The sequence below is a fragment of the Pseudovibrio japonicus genome, from assembly GCF_014651595.1.
Lineage (GTDB): Bacteria > Pseudomonadota > Alphaproteobacteria > Rhizobiales > Stappiaceae > Pseudovibrio > Pseudovibrio japonicus.
Map to the genome: position 1 here is coordinate 171,747 of NZ_BMXE01000008.1, position 15,773 is coordinate 187,519.

Consider the following 15,773-nt stretch of genomic DNA (forward strand, 5'->3'; position numbering starts at 1 on the left):
TTTTCTTCGACAATTTAGTCCGATGAGAGGTTTACCGAAGGGCACACGCTTTGGCAAAACTCTCCTGAGCTTAGGTCTGCTCTTGGGTTTGGCATTGGGCGTGCCGGGCGCTGGACTGGCGCAAAGCAATTTTGAAGCAACTGTTGAAGTGACGGCACAGCACAGTGGTCAGGTCCGCCAGCTCAATGTTGGAAAAGGCCGTTCGATTGTTCTGAACACCAACGAAGAAGTACGTGATGTATTGGTCTCCAATCCGAACATCGCAGATGCTGTCGTTCGCACCAGAAATCGTGTGTTTGTATTTGGCAACGACATCGGTCAGGCATCTCTTGTCCTGTTCGGCAACGGTGGGCGCCAACTGGCCTCATTCAACTTGAGTGTGCAGCCTGACCCATCCGGCCTCGTTAAAATGCTGGCACGCCTGCTCCCCAACTCGGCCATTAATGCAGATATCGTAAATGAGAGCGTTGTGCTGTCCGGCACTGCAGTCTCGGCGCTGGAGGCACAGCAAGCCTATGACATTGCACTAAAATTTGTCGGGAACGATGATAAGAAGATCGTAAACACGATTGCCGTCGCCGAAAAGGATCAAGTCCAGCTAAAGGTAACCGTCGCCGAAGTTGAGCGCACCACAATCAAACAGCTCGGAGTGAACCTGCAAGGCTCAATCAAAATCGGCGCGCTTGATGCCAACTTCAATACCGCACCAGCGTTTAACACCAATCCATCGGTTGTGAATGCGGGAAGTTTAGCAGGTAAGTTCCTCTTCGGTGAAGGGTCGATCACACCCACCATCAAAGCGCTCGAGCGCGAAGGCGTTATGCGCACACTGGCAGAGCCAACCCTTGTTGCTGTTTCCGGTGAGAATGCCAGTTTCCTGGCAGGTGGCGAGTTCCCGATCCCGGTTGCTTATGAAGACAACAAGGTAAGTCTGGAGTTCAAACCATTCGGTGTTGGACTGGATTTTACGCCGGTTGTCTTGTCAGAAGGCCGCATCAAACTAAGAGTCAAAACCGAAGTCAGTGAACTGAGCTCTGAAGGCGCGGTGAGTATTGCAGGAGCCATTGCCGTCTCCGCCCTTAAGGTCCGGCGGGCGGAATCCGTTCTTGAGCTTCCCTCCGGCGGCACCTTGGTCATGGCAGGCCTATTGAAGCAGAACTACGGGCAGGAGGTTGATGGCATTCCAGGACTGAAGAACGTCCCCATTCTGGGAACAATGTTCAAAAGCCGCGATTACATCAACCGTCAGACTGAGCTTGTCATCTTTGTAACCCCGTATGTCGTGAAGCCCATTGCCCGCTCTCAGGTTACCCGCCCCGACGATAATTTTGCCGCGCCAAGTGACCAGTCAACAATCTTTCTCAACCAGCTGAGCCGGATATACAGAGCAACCGATGCGCCTGTTAAGGGAACCTATCACGGCAAAGTCGGCTACATCTATGAGTGAGGATAAATGAAATGCAAAGACCATTCTCACCTGTGATGAAATGTAGAACACCGCTGAAGAACGCACTAATTCTGGCGGGCGCTGTCCTCCTGCTTGCTGCTTGTAAATCTCAACCATCCTACGTCGATGAGTATTCACTCGCCGACTTTGATTATCGCAAGCGCCATCCAATTGTTATCTCAGAAGTTCCTGACAACTTTGACATCCCTGTTGCAGGGGACATGCGAAATCTCAACGGTTCCATGAAAACAGCCATATCCGCGTTTGGGCAGGAGGCAAAAACCGACGGTAACGGGTTTGTGGAGGTCCTTGTCCCATCCGGGTCTGCCAATGAGGCTGCCGTAAGAGCCATCTCGCCTCATATCCGCACCGCGCTGAGAAGCGGCGGGGTCGGCCATGATCGTATCATTATGCGCACCTATCCGGTCTCGGATCTAAGTGCATCTGCACCGGTGCGCCTGTCATTCATGCGGGTCAAAGGCGTTGTTCGTGATTGCGGCAACTGGCCGGATGCTATGAGGGGTGATGAGCGGAACCGTGATTATTACAACTTCGGCTGCGCCACTCAGGCCAACTTGGCAGCAATGGTGGCCAACCCAACAGATCTGCTACGTCCGCGTCCAATGGGTCCAGGTGACCCGGCCCGGACCAACGAAATTCTGGCGCGGAGCAGGGCGGGCGAAATTACTGCAGGTCAATACGAAACCGGCGTTGGCGCAGACGTGTCTTCGGTTGCTCAGAACTAGTGGGATAATAAATGAGCGATTTTGCATATTCTGGTTCAGATCAGGCCAAACAAATTGGCACCTCCGGTCAGCTGCCGACCTCTGAATTTCAGTTCGTGAATATTCCACGTATTTCGGTACAGGCTTTTTGCTTGGAAGCAAGAACCTCGGAAACGATCCAGAATGCGAGTTTGGATCGTCGTATGGCACGAACTCACACGATGGTGCAGCAAGGCGGCGTTGCCGCTGCCATCGCGACATTTCAAAGCGCTGCCACGCCAAATCTTTTGATCGTGGAATCTTTGTCCAGCGCACAAGAGATGATTGAAGAACTCGATCAGCTCGCCGAAGTTTGTGATGCCGGCACCAATGTCTTGGTCATCGGGCGCGTTAATGATGTGAACCTGTATCGGGCGCTCATCAACCGCGGCGTTGGGGAATACATTGTCGGACCAATCGACACCGCGCAGCTTATCAATACGATAGGGCAGTTTTATTCGGACACGGACGCCGAACCCTTTGGACGCACCATTGCCGTCATAGGCGCAAAGGGCGGAAGTGGAGCGTCATCTGTCGCTCACAACCTGTCATGGTCTATTGCGAAGACACTGGAAAGTGACGTCGCAATTGCCGATTTGGATCTTCCATTCGGGACTGCCGGTCTGGATTTCAATCAGGACCCATTGCAAGGGGTTCTGGAAGCAATCGCGTCACCCGAACGCCTCGATGACACCTTACTTGATCGTTTGCTCGCCAAATGCAGTGACCGGCTGAGCTTGCTGGCAGCACCGGCCACGCTTGATCAGACCTATGACTTTGAAACCGATAAGTTCGATCAGCTGATCGAGGTCATGCGAAAGGGAACTCCAACCGTTGTGCTTGATGTGCCCCATACGTGGAACGGGTGGGTCCGCCATCTTCTTGCAAACGTAGATGAAGTCCTGATCGTGGCCGAGCCGGATCTGGCCAACCTACGAAATGCAAAAAACCTTGTTGATAGCATTGCCCAGCTTCGCCCCAACGATGCAAAACCATTTCTGGTTCTGAACAAAGTCGGCATGTCCAAACGCCCTGAAATTAAGGTGGACGAGTTCAGTAAGGCGCTGGAGGTCGTCTCGTTGGCTGCACTGCCATTTGAGCCTGCCTTGTTCGGGACAGCCTCGAACAATGGGCAAATGATCGCGGAGTTTGACAGCAAGCATGCTGTTGCCTCGATGTTTGAAGAGATCGCGGCCAAGGTAACCGGCAAGGCCGAAACACGAAAAAAGAGCAAGTCGCTCATCGCATCACTGATTAAGAAAGTCCGCAAATAGTCCTCTGGCTGATTTTGTGCTGATTTCAAAGGCGGAAGAATATGTTTGGTAGACGTGGCAACGGTGAGTTTGGCAACAAAAAACCAAAGTCTGCTCCTGTAAACCCAGCGATACAGGCGCAGGCAACAAAATCTGCTGTCCCGGCACCAAAGACTGCAAACGCGAAGCCACAGCTTGTTGAACCTCAACAGGAAAAGCCAAAAGAAACCGTCCCGGAGACCACGAGAACTCAAGAATATTACGCAACAAAGGCCTCCATCTTCAACGCGTTGGTTGAGGCTATCGACCTTTCCCAGCTAAGCCGGCTGGAACCGGAAGATGCCCGTGATGAAATCCGCGATGTTGTAAACGACATTATCGTCCTGAAAAACCTCGTCATGTCCATCTCCGAGCAGGAAGATCTGCTTGAAGATATCTGTAACGATGTCTTGGGATACGGACCGCTGGAGCCTTTGCTGGCGCGTGATGATATCGCCGACATCATGGTCAACGGCGCGCACACGGTTTATATCGAAACCGCTGGCTTAGTTGAGCAGACCAATATCCGCTTCCGCGACAATCGCCAGCTCATGAACATCTGCCAACGTATCGTTTCACAGGTTGGCCGACGAGTGGACGAGGCCAGCCCAATTTGTGACGCCCGTCTTCCCGACGGTTCCCGTGTCAACGTCATTGCCCCGCCGCTCGCATTGGATGGGCCCGCGCTCACAATTCGTAAGTTTAAAAAAGACAAGCTGACCCTAGACCAAATGGTCGACTTCGGGACGATTTCGCCAGAAGGTGCCGAGATTCTGGAGATTATTGGCCGTGTGCGCTGCAACACTGTGATCTCCGGCGGTACCGGTTCGGGTAAGACCACACTGCTGAACTGCCTGACGCGCTACATTGACAGCAACGAACGCATCATCACCTGCGAAGACAGTGCGGAGCTTCAGCTTCAACAGCCCCATGTTGTCAGACTGGAAACCAGACCGCCCAACCTTGAAGGCGAGGGCGAGATCACCATGCGCGATCTCGTCAAGAACTGCCTGCGTATGCGTCCAGAACGCATAATTGTGGGTGAGGTTCGTGGCGCCGAAGTATTTGATCTGCTTCAGGCAATGAACACCGGCCACGATGGTTCCATGGGCACCATTCACTCCAACTCCCCGCGTGAATGTCTGAAACGTATTGAATCCATGATCGCCCTCGGTGGTTTTGCGCTCCCGTCCAAAACAGTGCGTGAGATTGTTGTTGGCTCCATCGACGTCATTATTCAGGCAGCCCGACTCAGAGACGGCTCTCGGCGCATTACACACATCACCGAAGTTGTTGGGATGGAAGGGGATGTCATCACAACGCAGGATTTGTTTGTCTATGACATCACCGGTGAGGATGCGAATGGCAAAGTTATCGGGCAGCACCGCTCCACAGGCATCGGTCGCCCACTGTTCTGGGACAGAGCACGATATTTCAACGAAGAAGAAAGACTAGCACGGGCACTGGACGCGTCAGACGCGGTTGGGGGCCTGCATGGCTGATCTGGAAAATTTCCTCGCCTCTCCATTGGCGGATTACCTCATCACCCTCCTGATCGTGATCAGCGTTGTAGGCGTGACGTACTCACTCCTGTCCCCCTTGCTGACAAAGGACAAGTTAGGGGCACGAAAAGAAAATCTCATTCAAAGTAGCGTAGCTCATCAAACTGGTCGCTCCCAAAGGCTGGACGTCACGGCTCGGCGGAAAACCGTTCAGGATCAGCTCAAAGCGATGGAAGCTGCTCAGGCAGCGAAGAAGAAAAAGAGCGACAAACCAGCATTTGCAGACTGGATTGGGCAGGCGGGTCTGTCATGGTCTAAATTGAAGTACTTCGTAATCTCAATTGTTTGTGGCATTGCCCTCTTTTCGCTGAGCTTCCTATGGGGGCAACCCCTCTGGGTTTCAATTGCGCTGCTGTTTGTAGGAACGTTTGGATTGCCACGGTTCTACGTCTCCAGACGACGTAAGAAACGGTTCAATCAATTTCTGGATGAGTTTCCAAACGCCGTAGATATCATTGTCCGTGGTATCAAATCAGGAATGCCACTGGGCGATTGTATTCATATCGCCTCAACCGAGGCGAAAGAGCCGGTCGGTCCGGAGTTTGCGCTGGTACTCGAAAAAATGCAGATGGGCGTCCCACTGGCTGAGGCCATCCATAATATGCCCAAACGTCTGCCTCTGCAGGAAACCAACTTTCTCGCAATCGTGATCACAATTCAATCTCAGGCGGGCGGAAGTCTGGCCGAGGCACTGGGCAATCTGTCAAGAACCCTGCGCCAGAGAAAGACGATGAAGGGCAAAATCCGGGCAGCGAGTCAGGAGGCAAAATCCTCTGCGGCGATTATTGGTTCGCTTCCATTTCTGGTGACGCTCATGCTGTATTTCGTCGCTCCGGACTACATAACATTGTTGTTTGAGACTGATATCGGCTTGATCCTCATCGCCATTGGACTGGTTTGGATGACACTTGGCATTCTGGTTATGCGTAAAATGATCGACTTCAAGATATAGGAGCGCTGAGATGACCATTGCAGATCTTGGAGACAGTAATCTGTTTGTTGTTGTTCTCACACTGCTCGCGGTGTCTGGCACAGTCTATGCGCTTCTGATGCCTATCTTTGAGCGTGATGAACTGAAAAGCCGCATGAAGTCAGTTGCGCTGGAGCGCGAAAAAATCAGGGCCCGAGAGCGCATTCGGCTTTCGCAAAGCAAAGAGGTGGAACGTGTGTCCCTTCGCAGCAGCCCAAAGGAAAGCGTGCGCGAGTTCGTTGACAAATATAACCTGAAGAATCTCCTGTCGAACGACGGTACCGTCAGAAAGCTCAAAATGGCAGGGTATCGGGGACCATCCCCTTTATACACTTACGTGTTTCTTCAAATCATAATGCCAATCGTTTTCTTCGTGCTGATCTTTGCCTACCTGACAGCTATCATGCAGGTGGAGTTGTTTTTTCTGGGTGTGCTTTTCATCAGCTTTCTTGGGGCTGCTATTGGATTTTACGCGCCCAGCATCTTTGTGCAGAACCAGATTACTAAACGTCAGGAGAGCATTCGCCTCGCATGGCCGGACGCCATGGATCTGTTGCTAATTTGTGTTGAATCCGGCATGTCTATTGAATCAGCGTTTCGCAAGGTTGCAGAAGAGATCGGAGCCCAATCGCCCGCGTTGGCAGAAGAGTTGGTACTGGCGAATGCTGAACTTTCCTATCTGGATGAGCGTCGGAAAGCCTACGAGAATCTGGCGGAAAGAACCGGACTTGATGGCGTTAAGAATGTGGTAACGGCCCTCAATCAGGCTGAAAGATACGGCACGCCTATCGGGCATGCCCTGCGCGTTTTGGCGGATGAAAACCGGCAGATGCGTATGCAGGAGGCAGAACGCAAAGCCGCCGCATTACCGCCCAAACTAACCGTCCCCATGATGCTGTTTTTTCTACCGGTGCTCTTTATCGTCATTATCGGCCCTGCAGTTATACAGGTCATGCGCACGTTCTAAGCGTATTCCCAAAAAGAAGCCCTAAGCCTTGCCAAGCATGGTCTTCAGATAAGCAACATTCTCCGCCGCCTGACGTGGATCCATGTCAGACTGGGCCACGCGAACCGCCTCGTCAAACCGGCCCTGCAAGCCAAGGGTCAGAGCAAGGTTCTGACGGATCTGGCTGCCGGCTTTACCTGTGTCCAACGCTGTTTGCAGCGCGATCTCCGCATTGCGCAAGTCTCCCGCCAGCAGGTAGGACATTCCCAGATTGTTTAGCACAGAGGGCTCATTTGGCGAGATCTTCAGCGCTTGCTTATAAGTGGCACGGGCCTGTTGTGTCTCACCGAGCTGGTCCAGGATAGCGGCTTTGGCTGATAGCATTTTCCAGTTTGGTCGTGCCGGATCGAACGCATTGTCGATGACATTGAGAGCTTCCTGCAACTTACCGTTTTCAGCCAGCACCTTACCGTAGCTTGCCGCAATCACCTTATTGTCCGTATGGGCGATCACACCCCGCCGCAAAATCGCTTCGGCCTGTTGACCGCGACCGTCAATTCTTAAAGCCGCTGCATAGTTCAGGATCTTGTGTGGATTTCTCTGGTCCTTCGCATAAGCGCTCCCCCAATAGGCAAGCGCCTGCTGCATCTGCACAGAGCCCGGTTTTATGTCCTGACTTTGGGAAATAGCGGGCTGAGTGCGTACTGGCTTACTTGCACACCCAGAAAGAACAATCCCGCAAGCCAACAACAGCGAAACAGCAACTGCACTCTTGGAAATGCCAGCGGTCTTTCTGGTTGTGTCAGTGCGGTCAAAAGCAGCCATGGAACCCTCAGCAACGAAGCGATTTAAATTTTGTTTGAATATCTAAAATTATCCCTAATTTCCGGTTAATTCGCCGATACTGCACGCGGAGCTGGATGGGGGAGCAGCAAGCGCAATGGCTTGCGCTGAACCTGTAACGTGTTTAGGTTGCCACCACACTGCCCCTTACGGGCAACCGACAGATTTTAAAGATCTCAAACATGGAGCTTCCGGTGCACGTTCCGTTAATTTCCGCTGAAAAAACAGTCAATCCAATCTCGGTGGTGGGCCTCCTGACCAGTGAGTTGGAAGCGCATCTTGAAGCTGCTGGCGACACGGCGAAAGCTTGGGCGAAAGCGCAGGACTTCACCGCAGATTTTGGCCAGACCCTGTCTATCCCAAATGCGACGGGCCAGATCGAAACCGTGTTGTTCGGTTATGGTGACAACCAAAAAGACGCCTTGGAAACAGGCGCTGCTCTTAGCAAAAATCTTCCTGTCGGAGCGTTTACTCTCTCCAACGGTTTTGAGGATATCGCAGGCATCGCTCTGGGCTTCTCTCTGGCCTCCTACCGGTTCGATACCTACAAAAAAGTCTCCGATCCAAAGTCGCAACTGATTATCAGCGACGCAGATGTTCTGGAAGAGCTGGAACCAATCCTGGCTGGCGCGCGTCTGGCAAAAGACCTGATCAACACGCCTGCAAATGATATGGGGCCTGAAGAGCTTGCAGCTGCTGCCTCTCAGCTCTTTGAGGAACATGGTGGCCGCATCAAAGTCATCATGGATGACACGCTTGAGAACGAGTTCCCACTCATTCACGCCGTCGGCAACGGCAGCGACAGAGCTCCGCGTCTCATCGATGCCACATGGGGTAAAGACACTGATCCGAAGATCACGCTGGTCGGCAAAGGCGTAATCTTTGACAGCGGTGGGCTGGACATAAAACCTGCTGCTGGCATGATCCTTATGAAAAAGGACATGGGCGGCGCTGCCAATGTGCTCGGCCTTGCGGCGATGATCATAAAAGCAAAGCTGCCGATGCGCTTGCGTGTGATCATTCCTGCTGTTGAAAATGCCATCTCCGGTCGCGCCTTCCGCCCGTCAGATGTTTTCACGAGCCGCAAAGGCCTCTCCGTTGAGATCGGAAACACGGATGCAGAAGGGCGCCTTGTGCTTGCCGACGCACTAGCTCTGGCCGATGAGGAAAGCCCGGAACTGATCGTCGATATGGCAACGCTCACTGGGGCTGCACGTGTTGCTTTGGGACCGGACTTGCCGCCGTACTACACCGATGATGAAGAACTGGCAGAAACTATCGCTGTACATAGTGAAGCTGTGAACGACCCCCTATGGCGCATGCCGCTCTGGAAGCCATACAAAAAGTACATCACTTCCAAAACGGCAGATCTGGCAAACATCAATACCAGTGGGGCAGGCTTTGCGGGCTCTGTAACCGCAGCGCTGTTCCTGCAGAATTTCGTTGAGAATGCGGGAAGCTGGGTGCACTTTGATATCTATGGCTGGACGCCAATTGAAAAAGATTTCAGAACCCATGGCGGGGAAGCACAAGCAATCCGGGCACTCTTTGACATGTTGAAAACCCGCTTCGGCTGAGTACGAAGCAGGTTACACGGCAAAACTACCCAATATCTCAATCTGGTAAGGGTCCCGAAATAATTTGCAGGCTAGGTTTTAGCCTGCAAATAGGGATTAGGACGATTAAATATGCCCGTAGAGATTCGCCCGTCGCAGGCGCTTAAGCTATGGCATGATGTAGTGTTGGAATTGGTGCGCGCGGCAGATCAGGATTTGACTGCCCGCCAAATGTCTATTCTTTTAACTGTATATCTTGAGCCTCCACCACATACCGTGCGCGGATTAGCGCAAAAACTAGGTGTTACCAAACCCGCAATTACGCGCGCGCTGGATACACTTGGGGCAAACAAGCTTTTGTCCAGAAAACGCGATGAAAGCGATCGCCGCAACGTTGTCGTCACGCGCACCGTTGATGGTGCGCTTTATCTGGAACATCTGGGGGATCTGGTCTCGGAAAAAGCGCTGGACCTTCCGCGATAACCGGGATGCGCATCTTTGAAAATCGAAAGTTTGGTGTGTGAATGCATATCAACGCAACATGCTCTAGGATGACTGTACCAATTTGTTTGGAAGGGGAAGGTGCATGAATGATCAGCTTGATCGCCGTTTACACCCGGTAAGGCCAGATCTCGCCGCCACGCACTATCGTGGTCAGGTGCAGGCTGAGCGCTTTGTTGATGGGACCGACTTTTCTGTTAAGGCAGATAAGGTTGAGTTGCGTGCAAAGCCCGACCTGGCATGCGGAATTGATACAGAACTGGTCTTTGGCGAAACCTTCCGCGTTTTCGAAAGCACGCCAGACGGCTGGTCGTGGGGGCAGCTCCAGACAGACGGGTATGTCGGCTGGTTGCGCACTGACACACTGGGGCCGGTTGAACAGGTAACCCATAGAGTGGCCGCTCTGCGCACCTACAGGTATCCGGAAGCGGAAATGAAGCGGCCTGTTCTCTCGCAAATATCCATGGGTGCACTGGTGCGTGTTGTGGGCTCTGAGACGACACGAGGGCTGGAGTTTGCGAAGCTCTCTGACGGATCGTTCGTCGTCAAAAAGCACCTTGTTGCGCGTGACCATAAAGCGGACGACTGGGTCGGTGCCGCAGAAGCCATGATCGGAACTCCGTACCTGTGGGGTGGGCGCTCCACTCTGGGGCTGGATTGCTCCGGCTTGATACAGCTCTCAATGCAGACAGGCGGCATGAAAGCACCTCGTGACACAGACATGCAAGAAGCCGTGCTGGGTGAACCGCTGGACATTTCTGGCGGACTTCCCAAACTGCAACGTGGTGATCTGCTGTTTTGGAAAGGTCATGTGGGCGTTATGTCCGACCATGAGACCTTGCTGCATGCCAATGGTTACACCATGACCGTGGCCAATGAGAACTTACTGGCGGCCCGCAAGCGAGTTCGCGAAAACGAGTTTGGTCAACTCACCTCTGTGAAGAGGCTACGCTAATCAGAGGTTTACAAAGATTTAACCATACGGCTCGTTATTGGCGGAACTAACCCGCCAACTTTCTCAAATTAGGTTTTCATTCACTAAAAATATCGCACAAATAACTAATAAATTTTAACAGTTATTCAGTGGAGTTTGCCGTGTTTTGGAAGCTGCAGGAACGGGTCTTAGATCGTTTGCCAAGGATTGCGCCGGGCGTGATCTTTTCTGCAATGGTTGCGGGTATCTCCACCATAGCGATTGCACCAGCCTCTGCGGATGTGAAGGTTGTTGCTGATCAGGCGAAAGTCTTCCGTCTCGATGAGCCCGCCGAAACCATCATACTTGGCAATCCAAGCATCGCTGATGTGACCGTGCACGACCGCCTGACTATCGTCATCACCGGCAAGTCCTACGGCAGCACCAATCTGGTTGTGCTCAACGATGCCTCAGAACCTGTTGTCGAAGAGCTGATCACTGTGACCGCCGAAATGGCTGGCTACGTCGCCGTCCAACGCAACAACAGCCGCGTCACCTACTCGTGCAATCCGGACTGCCAGGAAGTATTGCGTCTGGGTGATGACAAGAAAAAAATGGAAGACGTCTCCAGCTCCATCAGCTTGCGTAACGAACTGGCCGAAAACGGTATCATAGCGAATAACAACGACTAGGTTGGAACTCAGAGGTGGCCGTTATTTCATCATGTGTGCCGAAAAGACAGCACTGCAAAAAGCGGAAATTAGCGAGCTTTGCCCGTCTTCGCGCCGATGACAAAGGTGTAACTGCCATCGAGTTTGCTTTCATTGCCCCGGTCCTATTCTTGGTTGTTATGGCCATTATCGAGTTAGGCTTGTCACTTCTTGTTGAGGTTGTGCTGGACAATGCGGTTGCTGATGCGGCGCGACAAATTCGAACGGGGCAGGTGCATCAAGAGGAAGGCTTCAACGCAGCCAGTTTCAAGAATGCCATTTTGGAGAAGGGCGGCGGACTGTTGAAAGCCGTCGAAAATGACATCTACATTGATGTCGAGGCCTTCGAGAATTTCGGGGACATTCCGGAGCCACAACCCTTGGTCGAAGATGGTGAAGTGGTTATGGAGCAGGGCTGGGCAAAGGGAGAACGAAATGAAGTTGTCCTTGTGAGAGTGCTGTGTGCATGGCCAATGTTTACCTCGAAAATGATGGAGATCTTCGGAACCACAACGGGTGGGAAACGGCTCTTGGTTTCGACTGAGATCTTCAGAAACGAACCATACAGTGCAACTGGCGGCACAAATTCATCCGGGGAGACGTGATCTATGCGGGCCCACCGAAAACTCGGAAAGAAGATTCTGCACATAACCGCACATGATGCCGGTGCCGCAGCGATCGAGTTCGCAATACTTCTGCCGCTTCTGTTGTTCTTGTTTGTTGGAATGGTAGAGCTGACAACAGCGCTCTCCTACGACCGGCGTGTGAGCAAAACCGCAGCTTCGATCGCGGACCTCGTCGCGCGCGCGCAGGATGTTTCTACCTCAATAAATGATATTGAGAGAGCAATCGAGCACCAGATGACCCCATTCGAAGACGCTGCCGTTGAGGTGCGTGTCGGCATGGTCCTGATTGTTAATCAACTCCCGGAAGTCGTCTGGGGCTGGGCGAATAACACCACTGCTTGGACACAAGGAAACGAACCTGAAGGCATTACGTTTCCTGATACGATGCTCACCACTGGGCAATACTATCTGGTGGCGACAGCAAACTTTGAATACACGCCCCTCTTGGGAAGTGTAATGTCGAACCTGAGCGAGCACTTAACGGGCGACAAGGGCAATTTCCTTTCCATCCCGCTCAGTGATAGTTTCATCTTACGGCCTCGCGGGGTCTCCTGCGTAGAATACTTGGACAACTGCGCAAACTATCCGCCAGAGTGATACGAATATTTACGTAAGTTTCAGCGCTGTAACCTAAAGAATGATGTGTCATAACTTCGCAGATCGCTAAAATCTGCTGTTTTGTGACCTTTACTCATAGATTTGTTAGCCCAAATGTTGAATAAGCGCGGCACGCTTGGCGAAAGAATTTAAGGCACATATCGCGAAACAGTCACAGAGCTGCGATAGACTGGCTGAGACCTCCCCTCAATAGCCCTATCGTAACGTTTTGCGCTCCGACGGGTGCGGTATGTAAGAAATAGAAGAGGCTATCAATGGCTACCAATCGGACCTACGACCAAATTCAGGTCGGCGATACCGTTACGCGTTCCCGTATCTGTACGGCAAACGATCTCTACGTTTTTGCTCATGCGTCTGGCAACATCAACCCACTGCACCTGCCAAATGCACAGTGGGAAGGTATCGAGCAGAAGGATGGCCCATCCGCACCGTTCATGTGGGGCGCGTCTCTTATTTCCGCAGTTGTCGGCAACTATCTCCCAGGCCCAGGTTGCGTTTACCGCGACCAGACCCTGTCCTTCCATAACAAGGTGAAGGTAGATCAGGTTCTCGACGTCACTGTGACGGTTCTTGAGAAACTCCCGAACGATGAAATTCGCCTGTCCACCACCGTAAAGGTTGATGACGGCACGCTGGTTGCTGAAGGTGAAGCCCGCGTTCAGGCACCAACTAAGTCCATCTCCTATGATGCCGAAGAGCTGCCAGGCTTGCTTATGAAGCGCCACCAGCACTTTGACCGCCTCGTCGCAACCGCCTCCCAGCTGCCTGCTATCCCAACTTCTGTTGTATGCCCGGACGACGCCAACTCTCTCGGCGGTGCAGTTATGGCAGCTCAGGCTGGCTTGATCGTTCCAATCCTCTGTGGCCCTGAAAAACGCATTCAGGCAGCAGCTGATAAGATCGGGGCAGATATCTCCGGCTACGAAATCATCGACACACCGGATGAAGGCTCCGCTGCTGCAAAAGCGGTTGCGCTGGTCCATGAAGGCCGTGTTCGCTCCGTTATGAAGGGGCACCTGCACACCGACGACCTGCTGCGCCACATTGTGAAGCGCGAAGGTGGTCTGCGCACCAAGCGACGTTTGTCCCACGCATTTGTTATGGATGTTCCGGGCCGTGAAACACCGCTGATCGTTTCCGATGCTGCCATCAACATTGCACCAGACCTGACCGCAAAAGTTGATATCACTCAGAACGCGATCGACGTAGCGCGCTCTATCGGTATCGAGCCACCAAAGGTCGGTATCCTGTCCGCTCTGGAAACCGTAAACCCGGCAATCCCATCCACCATCGACGCAGCTGTGCTGTCCAAGATGGCTGACCGCGGTCAGATCAAGGGCGGTATTGTTGATGGTCCTCTGGCCATGGATAACGCGATCGACCTCGAAGCAGCACGCACCAAAGGCATCGAGTCCGTTGTGGCAGGACGCGCAGAAGTGCTGATCGTGCCAAACCTCGAAGCTGGCAACATGGTCGTTAAAGAGCTGACCTTCCTGGCGCACGCGGAAACTGCTGGTCTCGTCACCGGTGCTCTTGTTCCGATTATCCTCACCAGCCGCGCGGACAATGATCGTGCGCGCCTCGTTTCTTGTGCTCTTGCCTCCATGTACGACTACTACCTGCGCAACGGTGTAGCGTTCGACAATGAGCAGAAGCTTGCAGAAGCTGCAGAGTGATTACGGGATAGCTGAGAAGATAATAATGACAATCGAAACTATTCTTGTTCTGAACGCTGGATCTTCTTCCATCAAATTCCAGCTGTTCAAAGGCGAAGAAAGTGTGCTTTCCGGCCAGATTGATGGCTTGGGAGCATCTGCTTGGGTAAAAGGCAAATCTGCTGAAGGCAAAACGATCATGGATCGTGCGCTATCAACAGAGGAAGCTCAGAACCACAACACCGCGCTTCAGGTCATCCTTGCGCTGCTCAAAGAGTTCGATACGGAACTCGAAGTGGACGCAATCGGTCACCGTGTTGTGCATGGCTCCTCCAAGTACTCCGCACCTGTGCTGGTGACGGATGAGGTTGCCGCTGAGCTGGAAACCTTCAACCCGCTGGCACCACTGCATAACCCGCACAACCTTGCAGGCATTGCAGGCGCGAAAGCTGCCTTTCCGGGCAAGCCGAACGTAGCGTGTTTTGATACTGCGTTCCACCGCACGCAGGACTTCAAGAACGAAGCCTACGCCATTCCGACCAAGTACTACGACGAAGGCATTCGCCGCTATGGTATGCACGGCCAGTCCTTCCACTATATTGCCGAGGAACTGCACAACGTTGCTCCGGAAGTGGCAGATGGCAAGGTAGTTGTTGCCCACCTTGGCAATGGTGCGTCCATGTGCGCAATCGAAAACGGCAAATCCGTCACCACCACCATGGGCTTTACGCCAGTTGATGGTCTGGCCATGGGCACACGCTCCGGTCTGATCGATCCGGGTGTCATCTTCTACCTGATGGAAGAAAAAGGCATGTCGGTGAAAGAAGTTGCCAACCTGCTGAATAAGGAATCCGGCATGAAAGGCCTCTCCGGAATCTCGCAGGATATGCGTGATCTGGAAGAATCCGACAGCCCGGAAGCAAAGCGCGCACTCGACTACTACGACAACCGCATCAAGCGTGAGCTCGGTGCTCTGGTTGCAGTCATGGGCGGTCTGGATGCAATCGTCTTTACCGGTGGCATCGGTGAGAACTCTTCCCTGACACGCGCAGGCGTGTGCAAGGGCCTTGAGTTTCTCGGCGTGGAAATCGACGAGGAAGCAAACAAGGCACGTGCGAAGGAAGCAATCACAATTTCCAAGCCGTCTTCCAAGGTTAAGGTCATGGCGATCCCAACCAATGAAGAGGCGATGATTGCCCGTCAGACTCGTGTGATCTGCGAAGCATAATCGACCAAAACGTGGTCTCGATCACAATGTTTAAACCGCACTTTTCTACAAGGAGAAGTGCGGTTTCTTTTTTGTTTGCCTAGACCTATCAAAGCAAACTGGAGAGTTGCCCAAACATATTCCTATGGGTTTTAATATCAAA

General features: G+C 52.7%; 15 protein-coding genes. 14 read left to right on the forward strand and 1 reads right to left on the reverse strand.

Annotation, left to right across the window (positions count from 1 at the left end; translation table 11 throughout):
- Positions 1-22 precede the first annotated feature (22 nt).
- Genes IE076_RS19195 through IE076_RS19220 form a run of 6 tightly spaced genes read left to right on the forward strand, consistent with a single transcriptional unit; the run spans position 23 to position 7,002 of the window.
- Entirely contained in the window at positions 23-1,447 is a 1,425-nt protein-coding gene (locus tag IE076_RS19195; protein ID WP_189438403.1) for a type II and III secretion system protein family protein, read from the forward strand.
- An 11-nt stretch (positions 1,448-1,458) separates the two neighbouring features.
- On the forward strand, positions 1,459-2,193 hold the full coding sequence (locus IE076_RS19200; RefSeq protein ID WP_189438404.1) for a CpaD family pilus assembly protein: 735 nt from the start codon (positions 1,459-1,461) through the stop codon (positions 2,191-2,193).
- A gap of 11 nt (positions 2,194-2,204) precedes the next feature.
- A complete protein-coding gene (locus IE076_RS19205; RefSeq protein ID WP_189438405.1) occupies positions 2,205-3,485 on the forward strand; it encodes a CpaE/TadZ family protein in 1,281 nt (426 codons plus the stop codon).
- A 41-nt stretch (positions 3,486-3,526) separates the two neighbouring features.
- On the forward strand, positions 3,527-5,005 hold the full coding sequence (locus IE076_RS19210; protein ID WP_189438406.1) for a TadA family conjugal transfer-associated ATPase: 1,479 nt from the start codon (positions 3,527-3,529) through the stop codon (positions 5,003-5,005).
- On the forward strand, positions 4,998-6,017 hold the full coding sequence (locus IE076_RS19215; RefSeq protein ID WP_189438407.1) for a type II secretion system F family protein: 1,020 nt from the start codon (positions 4,998-5,000) through the stop codon (positions 6,015-6,017). Before IE076_RS19210 ends, IE076_RS19215 begins: the two co-directional genes overlap by 8 nt.
- A 10-nt stretch (positions 6,018-6,027) precedes the next feature.
- Positions 6,028-7,002, forward strand: coding sequence for a type II secretion system F family protein (locus IE076_RS19220; protein ID WP_189438408.1), 975 nt, complete (start codon positions 6,028-6,030; stop codon positions 7,000-7,002).
- A 21-nt stretch (positions 7,003-7,023) separates the two neighbouring features.
- Here IE076_RS19220 and IE076_RS19225 read toward each other — a convergent pair whose 3' ends face one another.
- Positions 7,024-7,806 carry a tetratricopeptide repeat protein gene (locus tag IE076_RS19225; RefSeq protein ID WP_189438409.1) on the reverse strand — a complete coding sequence of 261 codons (783 nt, stop codon included), beginning with the start codon at positions 7,804-7,806 and terminating at the stop codon, positions 7,024-7,026.
- Between the two features lie 212 nt (positions 7,807-8,018).
- On the opposite strand from IE076_RS19225, the gene IE076_RS19230 reads away from it, so the two are divergent.
- The 8 genes from IE076_RS19230 to IE076_RS19265 all read left to right on the forward strand — a co-directional run bounded on the left by IE076_RS19230 (position 8,019) and on the right by IE076_RS19265 (position 15,631).
- The gene (locus IE076_RS19230) at positions 8,019-9,401 is read left to right on the forward strand and encodes a leucyl aminopeptidase family protein (RefSeq protein ID WP_189438410.1); all 1,383 of its coding nucleotides are present in this window, start codon (positions 8,019-8,021) and stop codon (positions 9,399-9,401) included.
- A 111-nt stretch (positions 9,402-9,512) separates the two neighbouring features.
- Positions 9,513-9,863, forward strand: coding sequence for a MarR family transcriptional regulator (locus IE076_RS19235; protein ID WP_189438411.1), 351 nt, complete (start codon positions 9,513-9,515; stop codon positions 9,861-9,863).
- Positions 9,864-9,966: 103 nt separating this feature from the next.
- On the forward strand, positions 9,967-10,836 hold the full coding sequence (locus IE076_RS19240) for a C40 family peptidase (protein WP_189438412.1): 870 nt from the start codon (positions 9,967-9,969) through the stop codon (positions 10,834-10,836).
- A 140-nt stretch (positions 10,837-10,976) separates the two neighbouring features.
- A complete protein-coding gene (locus IE076_RS19245) occupies positions 10,977-11,486 on the forward strand; it encodes a pilus assembly protein N-terminal domain-containing protein (RefSeq protein WP_209009283.1) in 510 nt (169 codons plus the stop codon).
- A gap of 14 nt (positions 11,487-11,500) precedes the next feature.
- Entirely contained in the window at positions 11,501-12,109 is a 609-nt protein-coding gene (locus tag IE076_RS19250) for a TadE/TadG family type IV pilus assembly protein (protein WP_189438414.1), read from the forward strand.
- A 3-nt stretch (positions 12,110-12,112) separates the two neighbouring features.
- On the forward strand, positions 12,113-12,727 hold the full coding sequence (locus tag IE076_RS19255) for a TadE/TadG family type IV pilus assembly protein (RefSeq protein WP_189438415.1): 615 nt from the start codon (positions 12,113-12,115) through the stop codon (positions 12,725-12,727).
- Between the two features lie 275 nt (positions 12,728-13,002).
- On the forward strand, positions 13,003-14,424 hold the full coding sequence (locus IE076_RS19260) for a bifunctional enoyl-CoA hydratase/phosphate acetyltransferase (protein ID WP_189438416.1): 1,422 nt from the start codon (positions 13,003-13,005) through the stop codon (positions 14,422-14,424).
- Positions 14,425-14,449: 25 nt separating this feature from the next.
- Positions 14,450-15,631 (forward strand): acetate/propionate family kinase, encoded by a 1,182-nt coding sequence (locus IE076_RS19265; protein ID WP_189438417.1) that lies wholly within the window; start codon positions 14,450-14,452, stop codon positions 15,629-15,631.
- Positions 15,632-15,773: the final 142 nt, after the last annotated feature.